Origin of the sequence: Glutamicibacter sp. 363 (assembly GCF_052379505.1) — a bacterium.
Lineage (GTDB): Bacteria > Actinomycetota > Actinomycetes > Actinomycetales > Micrococcaceae > Glutamicibacter.
In genome coordinates, this window is the sequence record NZ_JBQSYR010000009.1 from 1 (window position 1) to 20,697 (window position 20,697).

General features: G+C 58.0%; 19 protein-coding genes and 2 tRNA genes. 10 read left to right on the top strand and 11 right to left on the bottom strand.

Annotation, left to right across the window (positions count from 1 at the left end; all coding sequences use genetic code 11):
* Positions 1 to 30 precede the first annotated feature (30 nt).
* On the bottom strand, positions 31 to 561 hold the full coding sequence (locus ACT3UA_RS06780; protein ID WP_141393511.1) for a hypothetical protein: 531 nt from the start codon (positions 559 to 561) through the stop codon (positions 31 to 33).
* A gap of 410 nt (positions 562 to 971) precedes the next feature.
* Positions 972 to 1,274: a hypothetical protein gene (locus ACT3UA_RS06785; RefSeq protein ID WP_141393512.1), complete on the bottom strand. Its 303-nt coding sequence runs from the start codon at positions 1,272 to 1,274 to the stop codon at positions 972 to 974.
* Between the two features lie 215 nt (positions 1,275 to 1,489).
* On the opposite strand from ACT3UA_RS06785, the gene ACT3UA_RS06790 reads away from it, so the two are divergent.
* On the top strand, positions 1,490 to 1,798 hold the full coding sequence (locus ACT3UA_RS06790; RefSeq protein ID WP_096285329.1) for a hypothetical protein: 309 nt from the start codon (positions 1,490 to 1,492) through the stop codon (positions 1,796 to 1,798).
* 499 nt (positions 1,799 to 2,297) lie between these two features.
* Here ACT3UA_RS06790 and ACT3UA_RS06795 read toward each other — a convergent pair whose 3' ends face one another.
* The 5 genes from ACT3UA_RS06795 to ACT3UA_RS06815 all read right to left on the bottom strand — a co-directional run bounded on the left by ACT3UA_RS06795 (position 2,298) and on the right by ACT3UA_RS06815 (position 7,315).
* Positions 2,298 to 3,140, bottom strand: coding sequence for an aldo/keto reductase (locus ACT3UA_RS06795; RefSeq protein WP_096285331.1), 843 nt, complete (start codon positions 3,138 to 3,140; stop codon positions 2,298 to 2,300).
* Between the two features lie 59 nt (positions 3,141 to 3,199).
* Positions 3,200 to 3,649, bottom strand: a complete 450-nt coding sequence (locus ACT3UA_RS06800) for a hypothetical protein (protein ID WP_096285333.1) — start codon at positions 3,647 to 3,649, stop codon at positions 3,200 to 3,202.
* A gap of 151 nt (positions 3,650 to 3,800) precedes the next feature.
* Entirely contained in the window at positions 3,801 to 3,992 is a 192-nt protein-coding gene (locus ACT3UA_RS06805) for a YbdD/YjiX family protein (protein ID WP_096285335.1), read from the bottom strand.
* A gap of 1 nt (position 3,993) precedes the next feature.
* Complete coding sequence (locus ACT3UA_RS06810; RefSeq protein WP_255248398.1) at positions 3,994 to 6,228, bottom strand: carbon starvation CstA family protein; 2,235 nt, start codon at positions 6,226 to 6,228, stop codon at positions 3,994 to 3,996.
* 109 nt (positions 6,229 to 6,337) lie between these two features.
* The gene (locus ACT3UA_RS06815; RefSeq protein ID WP_096285988.1) at positions 6,338 to 7,315 is read right to left on the bottom strand and encodes an NAD(P)H-quinone oxidoreductase; all 978 of its coding nucleotides are present in this window, start codon (positions 7,313 to 7,315) and stop codon (positions 6,338 to 6,340) included.
* Between the two features lie 62 nt (positions 7,316 to 7,377).
* Here ACT3UA_RS06815 and ACT3UA_RS06820 point away from each other — a divergent pair.
* Positions 7,378 to 7,465, top strand: a tRNA-Ser gene (locus ACT3UA_RS06820).
* Positions 7,466 to 7,514: 49 nt separating this feature from the next.
* Here ACT3UA_RS06820 and ACT3UA_RS06825 read toward each other — a convergent pair.
* Positions 7,515 to 9,533, bottom strand: a complete 2,019-nt coding sequence (locus ACT3UA_RS06825) for an FAD/NAD(P)-binding protein (RefSeq protein ID WP_096285339.1) — start codon at positions 9,531 to 9,533, stop codon at positions 7,515 to 7,517.
* A gap of 130 nt (positions 9,534 to 9,663) precedes the next feature.
* Here ACT3UA_RS06825 and ACT3UA_RS06830 point away from each other — a divergent pair, with 130 nt between their 5' ends.
* The 4 genes from ACT3UA_RS06830 (at position 9,664) to ACT3UA_RS06845 (ending at position 13,104) form a co-directional block, all read left to right on the top strand.
* Complete coding sequence (locus ACT3UA_RS06830; RefSeq protein ID WP_444615722.1) at positions 9,664 to 11,754, top strand: prolyl oligopeptidase family serine peptidase; 2,091 nt, start codon at positions 9,664 to 9,666, stop codon at positions 11,752 to 11,754.
* 63 nt (positions 11,755 to 11,817) lie between these two features.
* A tRNA-Ser gene (locus ACT3UA_RS06835) sits at positions 11,818 to 11,909 on the top strand.
* Positions 11,910 to 12,021: 112 nt separating this feature from the next.
* Positions 12,022 to 12,426, top strand: coding sequence for a hypothetical protein (locus ACT3UA_RS06840; protein ID WP_096285343.1), 405 nt, complete (start codon positions 12,022 to 12,024; stop codon positions 12,424 to 12,426).
* Between the two features lie 126 nt (positions 12,427 to 12,552).
* Positions 12,553 to 13,104 (top strand): DUF308 domain-containing protein, encoded by a 552-nt coding sequence (locus ACT3UA_RS06845; RefSeq protein ID WP_096285345.1) that lies wholly within the window; start codon positions 12,553 to 12,555, stop codon positions 13,102 to 13,104.
* 386 nt (positions 13,105 to 13,490) lie between these two features.
* Here the strand turns inward: ACT3UA_RS06845 and ACT3UA_RS06850 are convergent, their stop codons facing one another.
* The 3 genes from ACT3UA_RS06850 to ACT3UA_RS06860 all read right to left on the bottom strand — a co-directional run bounded on the left by ACT3UA_RS06850 (position 13,491) and on the right by ACT3UA_RS06860 (position 16,818).
* Positions 13,491 to 13,649 (bottom strand): hypothetical protein, encoded by a 159-nt coding sequence (locus ACT3UA_RS06850; RefSeq protein WP_176484140.1) that lies wholly within the window; start codon positions 13,647 to 13,649, stop codon positions 13,491 to 13,493.
* Between the two features lie 91 nt (positions 13,650 to 13,740).
* A complete protein-coding gene (locus ACT3UA_RS06855; protein WP_096285347.1) occupies positions 13,741 to 14,667 on the bottom strand; it encodes a hypothetical protein in 927 nt (308 codons plus the stop codon).
* 30 nt (positions 14,668 to 14,697) lie between these two features.
* Positions 14,698 to 16,818, bottom strand: a complete 2,121-nt coding sequence (locus ACT3UA_RS06860) for a RecQ family ATP-dependent DNA helicase (protein ID WP_096285349.1) — start codon at positions 16,816 to 16,818, stop codon at positions 14,698 to 14,700.
* Positions 16,819 to 16,962: 144 nt separating this feature from the next.
* On the opposite strand from ACT3UA_RS06860, the gene ACT3UA_RS06865 reads away from it, so the two are divergent.
* The 4 genes from ACT3UA_RS06865 to ACT3UA_RS06880 all read left to right on the top strand — a co-directional run bounded on the left by ACT3UA_RS06865 (position 16,963) and on the right by ACT3UA_RS06880 (position 20,633).
* A complete protein-coding gene (locus ACT3UA_RS06865) occupies positions 16,963 to 18,387 on the top strand; it encodes a phosphomannomutase/phosphoglucomutase (RefSeq protein WP_096285351.1) in 1,425 nt (474 codons plus the stop codon).
* A 13-nt stretch (positions 18,388 to 18,400) separates the two neighbouring features.
* Positions 18,401 to 18,874 carry a hypothetical protein gene (locus tag ACT3UA_RS06870; protein ID WP_096285353.1) on the top strand — a complete coding sequence of 158 codons (474 nt, stop codon included), beginning with the start codon at positions 18,401 to 18,403 and terminating at the stop codon, positions 18,872 to 18,874.
* A gap of 10 nt (positions 18,875 to 18,884) precedes the next feature.
* Complete coding sequence (locus tag ACT3UA_RS06875) at positions 18,885 to 19,337, top strand: RrF2 family transcriptional regulator (protein WP_096285355.1); 453 nt, start codon at positions 18,885 to 18,887, stop codon at positions 19,335 to 19,337.
* Between the two features lie 120 nt (positions 19,338 to 19,457).
* Positions 19,458 to 20,633 (top strand): globin domain-containing protein, encoded by a 1,176-nt coding sequence (locus ACT3UA_RS06880; protein WP_096285357.1) that lies wholly within the window; start codon positions 19,458 to 19,460, stop codon positions 20,631 to 20,633.
* Positions 20,634 to 20,697: the final 64 nt, after the last annotated feature.

The following is a 20,697-nucleotide window of genomic DNA, read 5'->3' on the forward strand; positions in this document are numbered from 1 at the left end:
AAGTTTTTTGGGTGGGGCACGTTTCGCGCGTTAACAGCCTGATCTGGTGGCGCTCACGTCGCCGCCAGCGGTTTCAACAGTGACCCGCTCGACTTCATCAGAATTGCAACCATAAAATGACATGAACGACCGGGCATAATCCTCCATGTCGCTTTCTGTCCAGCCATCATCGGACACGATAATTGTCAGTTCACCCTCAGTCTCGGACTCCCAATAATCCGTTGCACGCTGAGGCGTTCCTTCCGACCAGCCCTTGAAACTGTTGGCGCCGTTGTTCTCTAGGTATCCCGCGATCTGGATATCTTCCCACGGTCGAATAGTTACACCGTCTGAACTTGTGGGATACACCGTCTCGCTCGGTGTCGCACTCGACGTAGGTGTCGGCTTTGGTGTCGTTCTTGCCTGAACTATTGGTGTGCCGGCGTTGGCTTCGGCGGTCAGTTTCGCGTCATTCTTCAAAAACGACGGGCTCGTAGCAGCGAACACGAGCACGGCAACCAAAGCGACGAGCGCAGTTAGAACACTGACATTGCCGACAATACGCTTAATTGCACGGGACAAGGTTTCCTCCAAAAGGTTTCGATACGAGTGTAACGAGGTCAGGCGACAGATAGCGAGAGAGTTACTTTGCCCATTCCATGCGAGCACCGGGGATTCGGCCATAGTTCGCGCTGCGCGCTAGCGAAGCCTAGCGACCGTCCTGATCTTGGCAGCTACGGCCTCTGTGTGTGCAATTAAGTGCACATGCTGCCGGGTGAATACTGAAATCCCACAGACTCATAGCCCAAATAGCCCGATTCCTAGGCCCCATGGAACCGCTAAAACGCCCTAAGTGTCGCTTTCGTCTGTCTCGTTAAGTGCAGGTCGGCGGTTCAAATCCGCCACGGTCCGTGTGAAGAAAAACCCCGGACACCGGTGTTACCGTGTGCTTCCGGGGTTTTTCGCTGTCTTGGGACGCCGAGCCTCGCTCATCACGGCTTCTTCTGCACCAAAAACATCAACATGGCGATGGTTTTATGAATGACGACGAGCCCAAATATGAAGGCCAATGCGAAGCAGCCAGTCGAGGCGATCCCGAATGGTGAAAGCGCCATGGGATTAGGATCCCCGTCTCGAAATGCCACCTGAGCCCCGAAGAACTGCAGGAAGAATCCTAAGAAACTCAGCGCGATGCTCAACCAAAAATAGATCAGGGTGTCATATCCCGGTTTTTTCATAGGCAATAAGTCATCCTTAATTTTTCTATTCTGATCGCTGCAATGATAATCAATCATGCATCTTTTACCCTAAACTACTTCGGATAATCGCTGGCGATGAACCTGCCTACACAAGTAAACGTTAAGCAAAGCGCCAAGGCCGGCCTCTCTAGATTCAACTTCGCCTCTTCTCACCTCGGCTGAACGGTCACACATCGACACCGTTTATTCACGAAGGTAGGGTCCATTTCAAAGAGCGGGGAACTCAGGTTTCCCCCGGTTGGGAATATTCGATGAACGACTGGATGATTGTTTTCGGCAACGATGCGCCCCCGGCAGCGGGATATGACTGGACGCGGATTCAAGCCGCTACACGGTCAATGTTGGCGGTGCAGGCACACTTGCAGCGTGCCTCCCAAGGAAACGCCGAACTAGCCGAATCCGAATTGGCAGACGCCCAGCAGAGCATCGCAGAGTTCGAAAATTCGATCCTTGAGGCATTAGACAATGGGGTTGCGGTAAGCCCGATCGCTGATTATACGAATCTAAGCCAGGCGGCGGTCACCAGGCTCCGCGATACGGGCACGCTCACGGGAGCCTAATTCGCAGCCCCGCGATCTTGCAGGAAAAGCGCTATGCGCGGACATCCGACGTGAACACGTGCTTAGTCAACCAAATACGAGATAAGCCTGCGCACAGTTCGATGCGCATAGCTTCAGCTGTCGGCTGCGAGGAGTTCTGATGCCATCGTTCGTCAGACGCCTCAAAAAAAATAGCGCCGAGCGAACGAGCACGATTGGGACTTCAGCCATGGGCGACGGACATCCCGCGCTTTACCGGCTTGCCCGGGCGCCATAAGCCATCCTGGGCCGATCATGTTTACCGGGGAACCGCACCGTCTGGAAGTTGCGGCTTCGGCACCCGATGAAGTGAGAATCTGCCTTGCGCCGAACGCCTGACGGCGTTTCGCCTCAGCGGGGGTATTCGGCGCCGATCTCAGTCTAGTGAGGATCTCGACAACCGCTCTTGGTTTCAAGCAGGCAAGGACCCTGGTTCTTGCCGAAACCAGGGTCCAAAATTGAATGCTCTGCAGATTCGGATTTATTCGAAGTCTGAGATGGCCGGATCTGCCGCGATGCGCCCCTCGGGACCACGATCCAACCCATTGATCGCAGCAAGGTCCTCGTCATCAAGCTTCAACTCGATTGCCTCGAGGTTCTCGATGATTCGCGAATCGGTGACTGACTTTGGAATCACCACGTTGCCCAAAGCCAAATGCCAAGCAATGACTACCTGCGCGGCACTGGCCTCATGCTTTTGGGAGATCCCTAAAATGACCGGGTCGGTCAAGAGCTCACCGCCGTGGCCAAGTGGAGACCATGATTCGTGGGCGATGCCATGCTTAGCTTCGTAAGCGCGCAACTCGGCCTGTGGGAAGTACGGGTGAGTTTCAACTTGGTTGATCACCGGACGCACACCGGTGTGCTCATAGAGCTCTTCCATGGCCTCAATGGTGAAGTTGCAGACGCCGATAGAGGTCGCCTTTTCATCTTTCTGTAGCTGAATCAGGGCCTTCCACGTGTCCACATAGGTGCCGCGCTGAGGCTGCAGCCAGTGAATCAGGTAAAGATCCACGTGGTTCATTCCCAAACGTTCGAGGGAAGCTTCGGCCGCCGCCAATGTCTTGTCGTAGCCCTGGTCGGAATTCCAGACTTTAGTGGTCACGAAGATTTCGCCACGCGGAATGCCGCTGTTGGCGATTGCGCGCCCCACGCCTTCTTCGTTGCCGTAGATACGGGCTGTATCGATATGGCGGTATCCGGCTTTCAGCGCCTTGCCAACTGCGATCTCAGCATCGGCATCGGATACCTTCCAGACGCCGTAACCGATCTGGTCGATGCAGTTGCCATCGTGGAAATTAGATTGTGGAATAGTTTGGATCATGCAACTAATTTAGTGCATCGGAGCGGACTTTGAGGTGAAAGGCACCATATTTTAACGGTTCAGCTCAAGTCAGCCAGCATTTTGGCTGCGTGCGAAATGTCGTCTTTGACGATCTGTGCACGGTGTTCAATCGGTTGCATATTGTTTTCCGCTCCACCTTTGGCCTGCATTCGCATCATCGCGATTGCCTGAGCCGTCGCGGCTAAGTCGTTGGCTGACTTGGTCAGCGCTCGGTGCACCTTGGAGGTGGATTGCGGAATGTGCTCGTCATCGCTTGGCGTCACCCGCTGGGCATCGATGCACAGCTGACGCACCTGCGGGAGCAGATCTGCCAGCTCATTAGCTCGCGTAACTACCTCGTTATACAGGTCGTTGTCTTCGATTCCTTCTAAGACCTGAAAAACGCGGTCCAAAGAGCGCACGAACCTGTCATGGGCGCGGCGCCATACGCCTTGCCCAAGGTCACGGTTTGTTGCGCGTTGTTCGCGCAGACGCGAGAAAAAACCCATCACACTCTTTTTTGCTAGGTCGCTACGAAATGACTAGTACCAGACTACCGGTCGCTGCTCAAAACTCCCCAGCTTCGTGGCTTCGCTTGACGTGAAAAGGAGCCTTGGAACTCGAAATCCAGTTCCAAGGCTCCTTCGTGTCACCCTCCAATTAGCAGCAGCGACCTTGCGGGTTGCGCTCTTGCCAGTTGGTGTATTCGCGCCAAAACTCGCGTTCCGTCATCGGTTCGGCTTCGGGATGGGTATCAGCCAAGTGCTCCAGGTAGTGCCGGTACTTATCTGCACCGAGCACGCCTTCCATGAAACGTCTAGCTTGGCCGAGCTTTTCGCGAAGTTTTTCCATTTTAATGTCCGCCACGGCTCACGCGTTGGCTTACTGGAACGTTCTTCCACTGAGTTTCGAGCGCCTTTTCTGCGGGCGAGGAGATCAGGCCTTGTGCAGCGAAGATCTTCGATTCCGTGTATGGGTCCTCGGTGTCTTTTCCGCCGCCATGGGACTTCGCCTTGACGGTTTCGGCTACCGCCGCGGCGATCACGATGACCGATAGCACCAGGAAGATCACCGAAAGCCAGCCCTGCACACCGGTATTGCGCACGACGGCTTCCATGGCTTCAACGCCGTTTGCAGAACCGAAGGAAGTCTCACCGTTGGCCAAGGCTTCCTTGAACGCGTTGTGGTTTGCGAAGTAGCCAACCTTGGTGTTCGTGGAGAAAATCTTCTGCCACGAGGCGACGAAGGTGACCACGACGGCGAACGCCAGCGGGAGCACAATGACCCACAGGTGCTTGAAGTTACCGCGCTTGGCGACAATCGTCATGACCACCGCCAAAGCTATAGCAGCAAGCAACTGGTTGGAGATACCGAACAGCGGGAAGAACGTATTGATGCCGCCAAGGGGGTCGGTGACTCCGAGAATGAGAATGTAACCCCATCCGGCCACCATAAGTAACGTACATATCCAGGCTCCGGGGCGCCACGAGGTGTCCTTAAACTTTGGAACGAAGTTACCGATAGCGTCCTGCAGCATGAAGCGAGCCACGCGTGTCCCGGCATCTACCGCGGTCAGAATGAACAGTGCTTCGAACATGATCGCGAAGTGGTACCAGAAGCCCATCATGGCGACGCCACCGAACCACTGATTCATGATCACCGCAATGCCGACCGCTAGCGTTGGAGCGCCACCGGTTCGCGAAACCACCGATGGTTCGCCCACGTTGGCCGCCAGCTCGGTCAGCTGGCTTGGAACTAGGTCCACGCCGGCTAGTCCCAAGGAGTTCACAAAGGCCACCGCGGTCTCCACGGTGCCACCGGTCGCGGCTGCGGAGGAGTTCATCGCGAAGTAGATGCCGCGATCAATGGAGATCGCCGCAACCAATGCCATGATGGCCACCATGGACTCCATGAGCATGCCGCCGTAACCCAGGAAGCGGGTCTGGCGTTCCTTCTCGACCAGCTTCGGGGTGGTTCCCGAGGCGATGAGCGCATGGAAGCCGGAGAGCGCACCACAAGCGATGGTGACAAATAAGAATGGGAACAGTGAACCGGAGACGACCGGACCGTCTGAACGTGAGGCGTACTCGGAGAAGGCCGGGGTACTGATCTCCGGCCGGACGACGACGATGGCCACGGCCAGCAGTCCAATCACACCGATCTTCATGAAGGTCGACAGGTAGTCGCGCGGCGCAAGCAACAGCCAGACCGGAAGTACCGCAGCGATGACACCGTAAACAATGATCGCCCATGCAATGGTGGTGCGTTCCATGTGGAAGAACTCAGCACCCCACGCCGATTCGGCGATCCAACGGCCAGAGATGATAGCGAACATCAATAGCGCGAAGCCGATGACCGAAATTTCCAGTACCTTGCCTGGGCGGATAAAGCGCAGATAGATCCCCATGAACAGCGCGATCGGGATCGTCAGACCCACCGAATAGATGCCCCAGGCGGATTCCCCCAGCGCGTTGACAACCACCAGCGCCAAGATGGCAACGATGATGATCATGATGGCAAGAGTCGCAATCAACGCCGCGGTGCCACCAATCAGGCCCAGCTCTTCACGGGCCATCTGGCCCAGCGAACGCCCACCACGGCGCATCGAGAAGAACAAGACCAAGTAGTCTTGCACCGCCCCGGCCAGAACTACACCGAGGATGATCCAGATGGTTCCCGGTAGGTAGCCCATCTGCGCTGCGAGGATCGGCCCAACTAGCGGCCCGGCTCCAGCGATTGCCGCGAAGTGGTGCCCAAAAAGCACACGTCGATCGGTTGGCACAAAGTCTCGGCCGTTATTCATATACTCGCCGGGAGTGGCCCGGAAATCATCCGGCTTGGCGATCTTGCGCTCAATGAACTTCGCATAGAACCGGTAAGCGATCAGGTACGTCGCCACCGCGGCGAAAACGAACCAGATCGCGTTGATGGTTTCACCGCGGGAGAATGCGAGCATGGACCAAGCCACGCCGCCGATCAATGCAATGACAACCCAGACTGCGATGCGCAACGGAGTCCACCGCTTATCTTCGCGTTCGACAATCTCTGGGTCCACGCCCGCCGGCGGCAGGGCTTCTTGGGTACTCACTGGGAGTAGCCTCCTCGGAATCTTTCAAGTGATGTGGATAACTAGTTCCTGTGGAACGAGTCACGTGGTAATACCACGGGTCACTTTACGCGAAGGAGGTATGGATAAATCAAGCCCGCACGACAATTTTTCCCAGATGCGTCCCCGAATCAAAATGTTCATGCGCCGAGACGAGGGCTTCGAAAGAATAAATCTTGGTGACGTTCAGACTGAGTTTCCCCTCTGCCAGCAACGGTTCAATACGTTTTGAAGTTTCCTCGACGATTACGGTCTTTTCGTTCGCCGGACGAGCACGCAACGTGGTGCCGATAACCCTGGCACGCTTAGACATCAGCATGCGCAAATCCAGTTCCGCCTTGGCGCCGCCTTGCAAACCAATGACGACCATGCGGCCGCCCACGGCGAGCGCCTTCACGTTCATCGCCAGATACTTCGCACCAACCACGTCCAAGATCAGGTCAACACCTTTGGCCGCGGTCAATTCGCGAACCCGTTCCAGCACATCTTCTTCGCGATAGTTGATCCCCTCATCAGCGCCCAGCGATTTGCAGTAGGCGATCTTGTCTTCAGACGAAGCGGTGACAATCACTGTCGCGCCGGCGGCCTTCGCCAGCTGGATTGCCATAGATCCGATTCCACCGGAGCCGCCATGGACCAGAATCGTTTCTCCATCCTTGAGCGCTCCCTCAAGGAAGATATTTGAGACGACGGTAGCGGCCACCTCGGGGAGCCCCGCAGCTTCGACTAGATCCATCTGGGCAGGGACTGCCAGCACATGTGAGGATTCAACATTGACGTACTGGGCGTAGCCTCCTCCTGCAAGCAAAGCTGCCACGCGGTCTCCAACGTTCCATTCGGTGACCTGCTTGCCGACCTTGGCGATGGTTCCGGAAACTTCCAGCCCTGGGATGTCGCTGGCACCGGCAGGTGGCGGGTAAACACCCTTGCGCTGCTGGACATCTGCCCGGTTCAGGCCGAAGGCAGTAACCTCAATCAGTACTTCATGATCTGCTGTTTCCGGGATTGGGCGAGCCTGTGCTTTAAGCACCTCTGGTCCCCCTGCGCCGGCGTAGATGTAGGCCTGCATCGTGTCACTCATGTATGTCGATTCCCTTCTTGGCTTACTCATAGCGTATAGTTTTTCGGGTTGGATGGTTGTCCGAGCGGCCTAAGGAGCTGGTCTTGAAAACCAGTGTGCGGTAACCCCGTACCAAGAGTTCAAATCTCTTACCATCCGCGTTGCGGTCTGGGGCAGTAGATCAATTGATCTACTGCCCCAGACTTTCTTATTTTGAGCTACCCGCCAATAGTTCCTCCAGATTGACTCCCGCCATGCGGGCAATCTCGATGACCACCTGCTCCGCATCGTGCAAGGTTCGCGCGGCCGGGTGCGTCGGGTCTCCGGCCTGGGCCGCAATTGCAGTGCCCCACTGTGCCGAAGAAAGCTGCAAGCCGAGCACGAAGATTCCGCGATGGGGCAGACCGTCTGCGTTGATCAGCCGGTAGGGCTCGCCCACCACGTCGAATCCGGATCCCGCCATCAGTTCGCCTTCGGCATTGCGCCAGGTATGTGCACGGGCTACCTTGTCTGCTAGCAGTTGGGTCATTAGTGGGGTGTTGTTCTGCAGTACCCGGTTGCTGGGCATCATCGCTTCGCACAAGACCTTCGCTCCATAGATCTCGGTATCTACCCACGGCGAGGAAACAGTGAATTTCCCGCCCACATCGTCGAAACCGAACTCGGGTTCTGGCCCGATGAAGCTCACCAGACCTGCGCGGGACAGTGCCAGGAGCTGTTCGATCCGTTCCAGGGGTGGCCCCGAGGACAGGCCCTCGACCAGCGGCTCAAAGTGGGCCTGCACTTCGTCAATTCGGGATTGCTCGTCCAAGATCCCCTTGGTTACCAGATCCTTAATAACCATGCGCCCGGCATTCATCGTCATGATGGCACAGGACAGCGGGTCGCGCAGCCCGGCAGAACTGTGCTGCGCATTGCCAACGAGATAGTCGCGCACAGCCTGCTGGTACTGCTCATGGGAACCGAAGCCAATTTGATCAAAAGGTCGGGCCAAAGCCGGAATGTCCAACCATTTCAGATGAGGGAACTGATCAATGTAGTCGCGCAGTTCGCTGAGCCACACCTGATTGCCTTCGTGGTGTTCGGCTTCGAGGATCCGTTCCAATCCAGCTAGTATCCGGCTGGCGTCCGCGGTCGATTCGGTCGCCTCGGTGGTGACGCATTTTGAGTAGTAGACCCACAGTATGTCGCGGTGCAGCTGGGGCCAGATATGGCGGGAAAAGCTCAAGGCGGCGTCCGGATTCGAATGACGAGCTTCGGCGACCCTTCCGATCAGCTCTTCGGCGTGCAAGAAACGCAGGGTGATTTCCGCTGGAATAAATTCTTCTACTACCGGTTTCCCCCAATATGGAGTTCCCCGACGCGAAGCGGCGATCAGCTTGGGCTCCTTCCCCGAGGCAATGTATTCAAATCGGTGTCCCGGGTCTTGGCTCACTTCTTTAAAAATTCCTCCGCGGCCGCTAGTCAATTCGGCCATGCCGTCAAAGAAATTGAGCCCCATTCCGCGCAGCAGTGCCGACTCGCCTGATTTGAAGTTCGAGTAGTCAACATCTGCCGGAACGTTTGGCGGCAGATAAGTGGCCCCAGCTTGTTCGGCTGCCCGTTGCAGCTGTTTTTGCCACGGGTTCAATTCAGCATTCTGATGCCCCAATGCCAAAACCACGCTGTTGCACTCCAATTGCCCGGTGCCAGGATCTCCTTGGGCAAAGGACCGGTAATCCAGTCGGTAGCCAGCCTCCTGCGGGCGAACCGCCAACACTTCAGCGCGGATGTAGTTCAACACGAAATTCGGATGCTCATCAAGCACGCGAGCGCACGAGTCATACACGTGCTCCAGGTAGCGACCGTATATTGCCCGTGGCGGGTAGGTGCCCGGTTGCGTGGCGCGCAGCGCGGCGGCTTGACGCTCTTCGAGCCGGAGTCCATCCCCATTGGCCTCAACAAACTGTCGGAAGCTAAGCCCCGGCTCAGCTGCGATCCTTTCGGGAGCTACCGTAGGAAATGAGGCAGGGGTGTTCATCAGGAAGTGTGGCGACTGTTTTGGATTCCAAACATGCCCAGATCCCGGGCGGTGCGGGTCGAACACCGTTACGCGTACCAAGGTAGCCAGCTTGGGCATCTTGACGGCCAGCTTAGCTAGGCGTTCGATGACGCTGGTACCGCGCGGGCCAGCGCCAACTATAGCGACGTTGTACTGTGGTTGGGGTTCTTCCCAGAAGTTGCTCACCTTCCAAGATTATTGCCTAGAAGCAACTTGTCACGCCATCAAGTGCCCCAGCCTCCCGGCAAAAGCTGCGGCCCTAATTCAAATGAGCGGCGCTGGCGCATGATCTACCTTGAATGCATAGACTGTGGCTATGCATTCAACCCCGTCTGATTCCCTGGAAACGACCGATCCTTATGCCTGGCTCGAAGCCACCCACGGTGATGCCGCGTTGGATTGGGTTCGCGCTCAAACTCAACGCACCGAAGCCGAACTTCACGATGACGACTTTTCACAAAGCGTCGAAGCTATTCGCCGGGTACTGGATTCACAGGACCGCATCCCGATGGTCACCAAGCGCGGAGACTACTACTACAACTTCTGGCGTGATGCCGAGCACCGTCTGGGCCTCTGGCGCCGTACCACGTGGGATTCATATCGCACCGAGAATCCCCAGTGGGAAATTCTGTTGGACATGGACGGCTATGCAATGCAGCAGGGCGAACCATGGCACTTCGCCGGGTCTGCGTTTTTGCGGCCGGCAGAAGGAGAGCCGCACCGTAGAGCACTCATCCGGCTAAGCCCGGACGGTGGAGATCAGGTACGTGTGCGCGAATTCGATTTGGAAACCCTGTGCTTCATCGATGATGGTTTCGACCTCGCGGTTGCAAAGACCTCGGCAAGCTGGATCGATGAAAATACGTTGCTGGTCGCTTCGGCTACCAACGAGTCCGATACGACACGTTCAACTTATGCACGCACCGCACGGAAGCTCACCCGCGGCTCAGCTCTGGAAGATGCCGAGATCATTTTTGAAGTTGCCCAAGAACATGTGGCGGCCTTCTGCTATTTCGATTCGGCCCCGGGCTTTGAACGCATCGTGACTACCGATGCCATCGACTTCTACAACTCACGCACCGGCGTCATCCTCGACGGGACCCACCATAATATTGAGGTCCCGGCCGATGTGCAGGTCAGCCTGCACCGCCAATGGGTGTTGTTCGCCCCGCAAACCGACTGGGAACATCATGCAGAACTCATTCCTGCAGGCTCCTTGGCAATCAGCAGACTCGATGATTTCCTGAACGACGGCCGCATCCAGAAGGTCATCTTCCAACCGGATGCGAAGACCTCCCTGCAAGGCATGGACTTCACCGCCAACTACCTGCTGGTCTCGGTGCTACACGATGTGGCCGCACAAATTCGGATATTTGATCTGCGCGCGAACTTTGCCGAAACATCGCTGCCGCTCGCCGACCCGATGCTCAGCGTTTCGGTGGGTGCCGTGGACGATGAGGATGCCGCGACCGCCGACGATTATTGGATGACGGTCACCGGCTTCACCACCCCTACGACCTTATTTCGCGGGTCGATCGGAGCGGAGGCAGAGGTCGTCAAGCGATCTCCGGAGCGTTTTGACGCTGCCGGGTTTAGCGTGACGCAGCACTTCGCGCTCTCCAAGGACGGGACCCGTGTGCCCTACTTCCAGGTTGCCGATGCACGGTTGAAACTCGACGGCGAAAATTCTGTGTTGATGGACGGCTATGGCGGTTTCCAGCACAGCATGACACCTGGTTATGCCCCGGCGATGGGAGCCGGATGGTTGAGCAGACGCTCCAGCAATGGGCGCCTGCCGGTATACGTCATGACCAACATTCGAGGCGGCGGCGAATACGGCCCCAACTGGCATCGTGCGGCGCTGCGCGAAAACCGCCATCGTGCCTATGAAGACTTTGCAGCCATAGCCGAAGATCTGGTCGCCCGCGGAGTGACGCGACGTGCCCGTCTGGCGGCGACCGGACGGTCCAACGGTGGCCTGTTGATGGGCAATATGATTGCCGGCTACCCGCAGCTGTTCGGCGCGATCTCTTGCGGTGTGCCATTGCTGGATATGCAACGGTATACCCAGCTGGCGGCGGGACACTCGTGGATTGCCGAGTACGGAGACCCCGACGTTCCGCAGGACTGGGTGTTCTTGCGCACGTTCTCCCCACTGCATCGCTTGGATGATCAGCCGCATCCGATCGATGGCTATCCGGCCTCGCTGATTTGGACGACCACCACCGACGACCGCGTTGGTCCCTCTCAAGCCCGGAAGATGGCGGCGAGAATGATCGACAAGGGCATCGCCAACGTTCGCTACCACGAACCGGAAGACGGCGGGCATGCGGGCTCCACCGACAACGAATCGACCGCCAGAATGTTGGCTACCAGCTACGAATTCCTGTGGCGACAGGTACGTTAACACTCTCGTTTTGGAACACTCGACCATGTTCGGGTAGGCTAGATTCTGCTGGAAACAGCGGATGGATACGTGCCAGAGCGGCCGAATGGGCTTCACTGCTAATGAAGTGTCGGGGTTAAACTCGACCGGGAGTTCGAATCTCCCCGTGTCCGCCAAAGAAGGCCTAGTAACAGGAGAATGTTACTGGGCCTTCTCCCGTAATCGGCGAAAATCCCCGCAAGAACACCAAGGGTCAAATTACCAGCTACCAGGTCGAATGACTGGACAATGGCACACGTCAACGCCAATGTTTCAAAAACGAAGGCCAAGCGGTCCCTATGGAAAAAGCTGCTCGAAGCCGTAGGCGAAGACACCAAAAAAGCCGAGATAACTTTACTCCTTCAAACCTCCAAGTCTCCCATTCTTGAAGAAGTAGCGCACGCCCATATCGAGCATCTAGTCAACGCCCGTGAGTACACGATCAAGCGGCGTAAAGGGCACAACCGAATCGATTTCGAAGGCCTCGGGCACGTGCCAGTCGATCAATTTACCGAAGACGATATGAGGCTTATAGGCCCGCTTACGGGCGGGGTGCTCTTCGCCTTCTGGTCGGCGCTTTGGGACACTCCTTCTCCTCCCCCTGAGTCGAAAGTTTGTTCAAATGAGAAATTGCTTCAAGCTTACACTTTTTGATCGACAGCTTGGAAACAGGATAACGTTACGGTCTCAAATCGTTGAGAAGTACGTAAAAATGACTACATACAGCAATCATTCAGATAGGGTAAATCCCGATCCACAAACACTCGCACAGGAGACAAAATGACTCAGCAAACACTCGTCAAGCAAGGCAACGGCCTCGGAGTTGCGGCCCTAGTTCTCGGCATCATTGCCGTCCTTTTTGCATTCATCCCGCTCATTGGCGTGGTCGCGTTCGCCCTCGGAGGTCTGGCGCTGATCCTCGGAATCATCGGAGCACTAAAGAAGAATCGCCCAAGAGGAACATCCATTGCAGGCGCGATCCTTGGACTCGCATCCATCATTATTGCTGGCGTGATTACTGCTGGCACTGTGGCGGCGGTTGATGCAATCGACCAGGAGATCAACAAAGAGTCCGTGATCACCTACAAGGCAACTTCGGAAAACGAGGCTGATGCAACTTTTGGGGAAACCTCGGGTACTTCGAACGAAACCTTCACTGGTGAATGGACTACGGACACTACCGTCACTGGCTGGGACGCAGCATCTTTGATCGTCCAGAACAGCGACTACATGACGGATCAGAAAGTCTCTTGCGAGATTTTGGTTGACGGCGAAAGTGTTACCAAGCAGTCGGGCACTAACATGGCCACCTGCTCGGGTTCCACTAACTAACCGTTTCGATACAGCCCCGCTATTCTTGGCTTTAAGGTCAGGGGCAGCGGGGCTTTCGTTTTGTCTACGCTGGAACGTAGTGCTCTCCCCGTTAGGGAAATAGCGTTACCTCACCAATCATGCGTGTTATGCGGTTTGGTGATTAGGTGCGCTTTGGGTGGTTTTGCCCCGGAATCATGCGTTAGAATCCATGAAAAGGCCGGTTTAGGGTATGGAGTTCGAATCTCCCCGTGTCCGCCAAAACCCCCTAGGTGACTAGGGGGTTTTACTTTTCTTCTAGGTCTTTGCAGAACTGCTGCTTCCGGATGTTCACCCGGTATTGGCGCGTTAACGCAAAGACCCCCCGAACTCGGCTCTTGGACCGAAAGTTCAGGGGCTTGCGATGATCATTTCAGGTCGCGCTCTACATCGTGCGCGGCTTCCTTGATCCGTTCTTCCGTCTCGCGCAGCTTAGCTGCGGCTTCTTCATTTAGCTGCTCGTTCTGCTGCTGATCATCGCCGATCGGAGGTATGGTCTTGTCCGCATCCTTGTCACTTGGATCCACGGTCAGGTTCCTTTCGTGAGCGATTGAACTGGCTGGTATCTCCTCACGATAGCCATCCATTGAGCACGAAGCAACGAAATCGGCGACGAATCTAGTCCTTGCGCTTCACGAAGGTGCGAAGCATGTTTTGCACGATGTCGTCAGGCAATTTCGTGTGGCGCACAATGATCTCGGACATTCGTTCAAGGTCGGTGTGCGCGATGGCGTCAAATAACGCTTCGCGTTCCGCTTCGGGCAGGTCGGCCGCGTCGAAGTGCACCGGTCCATCTGGCCCTTGGCCTTCGAAACGGAAATCTGCCACGTTCCCCTGCGAGCTCTGCCCGGCAATTGGCGAAGTAGAGATCATGCGTTCAAGGTCTTCGACGGGGAGTCCCGTGTGCCCGTGCAGGATTTCGGCGGCACCAGAAAAGTTCTCGTCCCGCAGCATCGAGAACAGCTGATCGTATTCGTTGGGTGGCAGTTCTTCGCTGGAGAACTCGTGCGCCTCTCCCTCAACTTCGAAGGCCATCTTAAAATGCGTGGCACTATGTTCTTGCTCGGAGCCAAACTGATTGCTCCACTCTTCGGGAACTACCCACAAATCCTCAGACTTATCCTCATCGGCTTCCGGGGCAACGGCCGGAGACGTCGCTACGCCCGAGTCCTCTTCGGAATCGGCGATCTGAGCTTCCAGCTTGTCCCGAAGCGCCTGAATTTCGGCTTCATCAACCGGCAGTTCCTTAACCGGCGCGGTCTGCGGATAAGCGTCGAGGCTACGCACTGCGATCACGCAGTTCTTTACCGTGTCACCGGTTACCGCACGATAATTCTGCACGGCCCCCATGACGTCGCCCTTAGCAAGGTTCCGATAGATGGCGTTGCGTGAGCTGTCATCGAGCTTCGCGTTTGCATCCTTCGCTGCTTCCCGACTGATAGCTTGCGAAATCTGAGTAGTATTTTTCTTCCGGACAGATTGAAGCCACACGTAACCGAGGGTAATAACAGCAATAGCAACAACGAGCCAGATGACGATCTCCATACATCCAGACTACTTCGTTTAACTGTGCAATTACCCTGCTATGCCCAGAGTGAAAGGCAAAACACCCGGTGCTCCGGCGATCCGCAATGCACGGCCCGCCATCGCCAAGGACCAGCGGGAGTCGGCGAGATCGTCAACCAGCATCACCGGCCCCGGTGCGGTGGACAGCAGTTGATCGATCTGTGCAGGAATTTCGAAGGCGTCTGCCACGGCTGCCAGACGGAAGGCCGAGTTACCGCCCGGTCCGCCCTGTGGCGGCGTCCCGCGGTATTCCAGCTGCCCCAGATAACGTAGCCGGCCGATCTGCGCCAGCCCCTGAGCCAACGAACTGATCAACTGTGGACGCTTGGTCGAGGGCATCGCCAGTACGGCGACCGGACGCTGTTCCCAGTTCCACTCGGCCAGCACCTTGGTGCAGGCCTCGAGCATGGCGGGGTCAATTGGCTTGTCCACCGGGTCAGCGAAGAGCTGACGCAAGCGGTTACCCCAGCCTAGGTCGGTCAGTCGTGCCAGCGAGCGGCCGGTGGCCAATTGCTCATCCACCGGGATTTTGCCCTTCAGCGAATGCCCCAGTCGCTGCAGACCCGAGGGGTAGAGCTTGCGTGGTTCTATCTGGACGCCGGCACGCACCAGGGCGGCTTGGGCGTTGTCTTTGGACGCATCCGGGATGTGGTCATCGAACCAGGTGCCAGCGCAGTTATCGCAGCGTCCGCAAGGGGCTGATTCCGGGTCGTCAAGCGCCTTGGTGAGGAACTCCATCCGGCAACCCCGGGTGTTCTCATAATCAATCATCAGGGTCTGTTCATGCACCCGGCTTTGCGCCACTCGCTTATAGCGCTCTGCGTCGTAGGCCCAAGGCATGTCGGTGCGCATCCATCCGCCGGCCACGCGTTCGACGGCACCATCTACGGCGAGGACCTTGAGCAGCAGCTCCAGCGGGGAGCGCCGCAGGTTCACTGCGCTTTCCAGAGCTGGCACGCTCATCGCCCCGTCGGTTTGGGCCAAGGCCTCCAGGACCTGGTTCGCTCGGTTCTGGTCGGGCATGGAGCTGGTAGCGAAATAGTCCCAGATTTCTGCGTCATCCGAGCCCGGCAGCAGCAAGACATCGGCATTGATGCTGCCACGACCGGCGCGACCGACCTGCTGGTAATAGGCAACAGGTGAACTTGGCGCCCCCACGTGGATGACAAAGCCCAGATCTGGTTTGTCGAAGCCCATGCCCAAGGCACTGGTGGCGATGAGCGCCTTGACTTCATTGGCTTTCAGCGCGCGTTCGAGTTTTTCGCGTTCTTCTATGTCGGTGCGTCCGGTGTAGGCGGCAACCGGATGCCCGGCATCGCGCAGCAGCCGGGCGATGTCTTCGGCGGCAGAGACGGTTAAGGTGTAGATGATTCCCGAGCCGTGGAAGTCGTCGATGTGGCTGAGCAGCCAGGCTAGCTGCATTCGGGGCGAGGGCAGGCGGAGCACCCCTAAGCGAAGCGAGTCGCGGGCGAGCGTGCCGCGCAAGGTGAAGACTTCTTGGGTTCCGCCGGAGAGCTGTTCGGCCACGTCCTGCACCACGCGGGAGTTCGCGGTTGCGGTGGTGGCAAGCACCGGCAGGCCCTGCGGGAGACGGTTGATCAGGTCACGAATGCGCCGGTAGTCGGGGCGGAAATCGTGTCCCCAGTCGGAAATGCAGTGGGCTTCGTCAATCACCAACAGCCCCAGGCGGCTCATCAGCATCGGCAGCTGCTGTTCCCGGAAAGAGGGATTGTTCAGGCGCTCGGGCGAAACCAGCAGCACATCGATCTCGTCGCGTTCCAGCTTGGACAGAATCTCGCGCCATTCGAGTACATTGGCGGAGTTGATTGCCGCGGCCCGCACTCCGGCACGCTCTGCCGCGGCCACCTGATCCCGCATCAGGGCCAGCAGCGGGGAGACGATCAGGGTGGGGCCGAAGCCCTGTTCACGCAACAACAACGAGGAAATGAAGTACACCGCAGATTTACCCCAGCCGGTGCGTTGCACCACCAGCGCCCTGCGGCGTTCTTCGACCAGCGCGCTAATCGCTTCGTACTGTCCGTCGTGAAACTGTGCCTCGGGATGCTGTACGAGGGCACGCAGTTTCTGCAGCGCGAGATTCTTCAGATCATTGTGCTGTGTGGCTTCCATATCCACAGTATTTCAGTATCGGCCCACGTTTTTGTTCTCCTCGGCGCGCATTGGGTACAACCGCGTGGAAGTGTAAGCCATTTCCCATGTACTAACTGGCCATTCGCCACCGCCTGGCACCGCCAAACCGGTAGTCTGAATGCTGTGAGTGAAGAAATTGACCTGAACCAGAGTTTCAAAGCCTATGACGTGCGAGGCGTAGTCGGTGAAAGCCTGGATGCCGAAGCCGTCGAAGCTATCGGCGCCGCTTTTGTCGACGTGTTGTCCCTGGCCGGGAAGGATGTCCTCGTTGGCGGCGACATGCGCCCGTCAAGCACGACTTTTGCCCAGGCTTTCGCCCGGGGCGCCACCTACCGCGGCGCCAATGTGGTGATGCTCGGCCTGATCTCCACCGATGAACTTTATTTTGCCTCCGGCAAGCACAGGGCCGCCGGCGTGGTGTTCACCGCCAGCCATAACCCCGCCCAGTACAACGGGATCAAGATGTCCAAGGCCGGGGCGCGGCCGATCTCTTCGGACACCGGGCTTTTCGACATTCGCGACTTGGCGCAGCAGTACCTGGATGAGGGCCTGCCGATTTCCGGTGACGGCGCCCAGGGCACCGTCAGCGAACGCGACGTGCTGGCCGACTACGCAGGCTACCTGCGCGACCTGGTGGACCTTTCCGCGATCCGCCCGCTGAAGCTGGTGGTTGATGCCGGCAATGGCATGGGCGGTTTGACCACGCCCGCGGTTCTCGGAGATCAGGTCCTTCCCGGCCTGCCGCTGGAGATCGTGCCACTGTATTTCGACCTCGATGGGACCTTCCCGAACCATCCGGCCAACCCGCTGGAACCGGAAAACCTCAAGGATCTGCAGGCGGCGGTGCTGGAGCACGGCGCGGACCTGGGGCTGGCCTTCGACGGGGATGCGGATCGTTGCTTCGTGATCGACGAGCGCGGCCTGCCGTTGTCTCCTTCGGCGATTACCGCCTTGGTGGCGGTCCGGGAGATCGCACGGGTGCAGGCCGAGGGCGAGCAGCAACCGGTGGTCATCCACAATCTGATCACTTCCAAGGCGGTGCCCGAGTTTGTGCAGAAGTTCGGTGGTGTTCCGGTGGAGACCCGTGTGGGTCATTCGTTCATCAAGGCCGAGATGGCGGTCCAGGGGGCGGTGTTTGGCGGTGAGCACTCGGCTCACTATTATTTCCGTGATTTCTACAATGCCGATACCGGCATGCTCGCTGCCATGCACGTGTTGGCGGCCTTGGGTGAGCAGCAGCTGCCGCTTTCCGAGTTGGGCCGGGAATACGAGCCTTATGTTGCCACCGGGGAAATCAATTCGGAGGTCGCGGACAAGGCTGGTGCCATCGCTCGGGTGGTAGCGCATTTTGCCGGCCAGCCGGTGGACGTCAGCACGCTGGATGGCACAACCTTCAGCGCACAGGACGGCAGCTGGTGGATCAATTTGCGTCCTTCGAATACCGAACCGTTCCTGCGTTTCAACGGTGAAGGCGCCACGGCGCAGCATATCGAACCGATTCGCGATACGGTTTTAGCAATCGTGCGCGAAGCAAACACCACCAAGTAAAGGGGTCAAAGCCATGAATCTCGAAGAACTAGACGAGTCCGTCAAGGACGCACTGAACAAGGTTTTGGGCACCGCACTGGGTGTGGCCCGCGAGCAGCTTGAGGAGCAGGGCGTCTTCCTGCCTTTCGCTATCGCCTTGGAACCCACGGAAGCCGATGGCGAGCCAGAGCTGCGCCTGATCGCGGTTCCACCAACGGACAACCCCGAAGACCCGGATGCGGACATCGACACCGAGGCCATGGCCGCGGATCTGGTTGAGGTGCTCAACCAGCAGGGAACCCACTTCGACGCGATTGCGATCGCCTCGGACGTGCTGCTCGAAGCAGATGACCGCGACGCCATCCATGTGGTGGCCGAGCACAAGGTCGGCGCGGCGCTGGCGATCGTCCAGCCATACGCCATGCCGTCCGAACCAGGCGGCGAGTGGACCTTCGAAGATCCTGCCGCGGAATCCGCCGAGTCGGTGTGGGCCAACACCCAGCAGTAGACTTGAGTTCATGAAACTCAGCGCCTTCGCCGACGTGTGCCTACGAACCGTAATGGTTCTAGGCGCACCGGGCGTAGGCCAACTGACCAGCCGTGAAGTTTCCGACCTGGTCGGGGTTCCCTATAACCACGTGGCCAAGGCCGTACTGGAATTGCGCACCCTGGGCCTCATCGACGTCACCCGTGGGCGTCATGGTGGCGCGCAGATGACCGAGCAAGGTTTAGCGTTCTCCGTGGGCGCGCTCTTGCGCCGGCTGGATTGGCGTGAAGATGTCGTGGACTGCACATCTCATGACGCAACGGACGATTGCCCCCTGGCTGGCGGTTGCCGGCTGCGCTTGGCATTGCGGGCAGCCAGAGAAGCCTTTTATGCTTCCCTAGACCCGTTGACGGTCAAAGAGATTTGCGAAAACTCGCCGGCAATTAGTCTCCTCCCCTTCCCCACTGTTCGTCATGGCGCGTAGCCAAGCCCAAGGCTTCCGCTAAGTTCCTGATCGATTTGCAATCATCTTCTACAAGGAGTAGAACTAAAAGCATAATCTTGTATTTCAGATACAAGTTATTCCCGCCTTCAAGGAGACCAGATGCTTTCAACCCAGTCCCGCCCAATCATCGAAGCCACGCTGCCGATTATTGGTCAGCGCATCTCCAGCATCACCCCAAAATTCTATGAGCGGCTCTTTGCCGCTCACCCGCAGCTGCTCGACGGAATCTTCTCCCGGTCGAACCAGAAGAACGGAACGCAGCAGCAGGCTCTCGCCGGCTCCATCGCGGTCTTCGCCGCCCACCTGTTGAATTCGCCAACGACGCTGCCCGAAACCATGCTGGCCCGCATTGCGCACAAGCACAGCTCGCTCGGTGTCGTCGAGGAGCAGTACCCCATCGTGCATGAGCACCTGTTCGCCGCCATCGCCGAGGACCTTGGCGACGCGCTGACCCAGGAAATCGCGGAGGCCTGGAGCGAGGTGTACTGGCTGATGGCCCACGCGCTGATCAAGATCGAAAAGGGCTTGTACGCTCAGCAGGCAAACGACGTCGTCTACAGCCCGTGGAGGCTCATCGAACGTACCGAAGCTGCCAACGGCTCGCTGACCTTCAGCTTCGAGCCGGGCGATGACACCGCGGCTACCCTAGCCAAGCCCGGACAATTCATTTCGGTGCGCATGCCGATGGCCGATGGCCTGCGCCAGGTTCGCCAGTACACGCTCAGCGCGGATATCGAGAACACCGCACGGCGCACGTTCACCGTGAAACTTGATGTGGCTGGCGAGTTCAGCCCGGTCCTGCATGGCGCGCTGCAGGTCGGGGACGAAGTCGAACTTTCAAATCCCTATGGAGACCTCATCATCGACGTTTCTGGCGCACCGCTGGTCATCGCCACCGCTGGCATCGGCTGCACTCCTAGCGCCGCGGCCCTGAGCACCCTGGCGGCGCACGGCTCGACCCGTGAAATCACCGTGCTGCATGCGGACCGGGACTACGCCTCCTGGCCGTTGCGCGAGCAGATGCTCGATTCGCTGTCCCAGCTGCCACAGGCGAAGCTGCGCACCTGGTTCGAACGCGGAGAACTTCCGGAACGCATCGAGGCCACCGCGGGCTTCATGGACCTGAGCGATCAAGTTGCCGCCGGCAGCCACCTCTACCTGTGCGGGCCGCTGCCGTTCATGCACGCGGTCCGCGGCCAGGCGCTGGCCGCCGGGGTCCCAGCCCAGCACATCCACTACGAGGTCTTCGGACCGGATGTTTGGCTAGCAGCCTGAATATAGACCGGCTAAGCGCGGTGCAGCTACATCAATGGGGGCAGCTGCACCGCGCTTAGCTGTC

Excerpts from the sequence above, each read along its gene's own strand:
- ACT3UA_RS06790 (WP_096285329.1), top strand. The coding sequence starts at position 1,490 with ATGAACGACTGGATGATTGTTTTCGGCAACGATGCGCCCCCGGCAGCG.
- ACT3UA_RS06840 (WP_096285343.1), top strand. The coding sequence starts at position 12,022 with ATGGCACACGTCAACGCCAATGTTTCAAAAACGAAGGCCAAGCGGTCC.
- ACT3UA_RS06815 (WP_096285988.1), bottom strand. The coding sequence starts at position 7,315 with ATGCAGGCCTACATCTACGCCGGCGCAGGGGGACCAGAGGTGCTTAAA.
- ACT3UA_RS06870 (WP_096285353.1), top strand. The coding sequence starts at position 18,401 with ATGAATCTCGAAGAACTAGACGAGTCCGTCAAGGACGCACTGAACAAG.
- ACT3UA_RS06860 (WP_096285349.1), bottom strand. The coding sequence starts at position 16,818 with ATGGAAGCCACACAGCACAATGATCTGAAGAATCTCGCGCTGCAGAAA.
- ACT3UA_RS06845 (WP_096285345.1), top strand. The coding sequence starts at position 12,553 with ATGACTCAGCAAACACTCGTCAAGCAAGGCAACGGCCTCGGAGTTGCG.
- ACT3UA_RS06785 (WP_141393512.1), bottom strand. The coding sequence starts at position 1,274 with ATGATTGATTATCATTGCAGCGATCAGAATAGAAAAATTAAGGATGAC.
- ACT3UA_RS06875 (WP_096285355.1), top strand. The coding sequence starts at position 18,885 with ATGAAACTCAGCGCCTTCGCCGACGTGTGCCTACGAACCGTAATGGTT.
- ACT3UA_RS06795 (WP_096285331.1), bottom strand. The coding sequence starts at position 3,140 with ATGATCCAAACTATTCCACAATCTAATTTCCACGATGGCAACTGCATC.
- ACT3UA_RS06800 (WP_096285333.1), bottom strand. The coding sequence starts at position 3,649 with ATGGGTTTTTTCTCGCGTCTGCGCGAACAACGCGCAACAAACCGTGAC.
- ACT3UA_RS06830 (WP_444615722.1), top strand. The coding sequence starts at position 9,664 with ATGCATTCAACCCCGTCTGATTCCCTGGAAACGACCGATCCTTATGCC.
- ACT3UA_RS06880 (WP_096285357.1), top strand. The coding sequence starts at position 19,458 with ATGCTTTCAACCCAGTCCCGCCCAATCATCGAAGCCACGCTGCCGATT.
- ACT3UA_RS06855 (WP_096285347.1), bottom strand. The coding sequence starts at position 14,667 with ATGGAGATCGTCATCTGGCTCGTTGTTGCTATTGCTGTTATTACCCTC.
- ACT3UA_RS06805 (WP_096285335.1), bottom strand. The coding sequence starts at position 3,992 with ATGGAAAAACTTCGCGAAAAGCTCGGCCAAGCTAGACGTTTCATGGAA.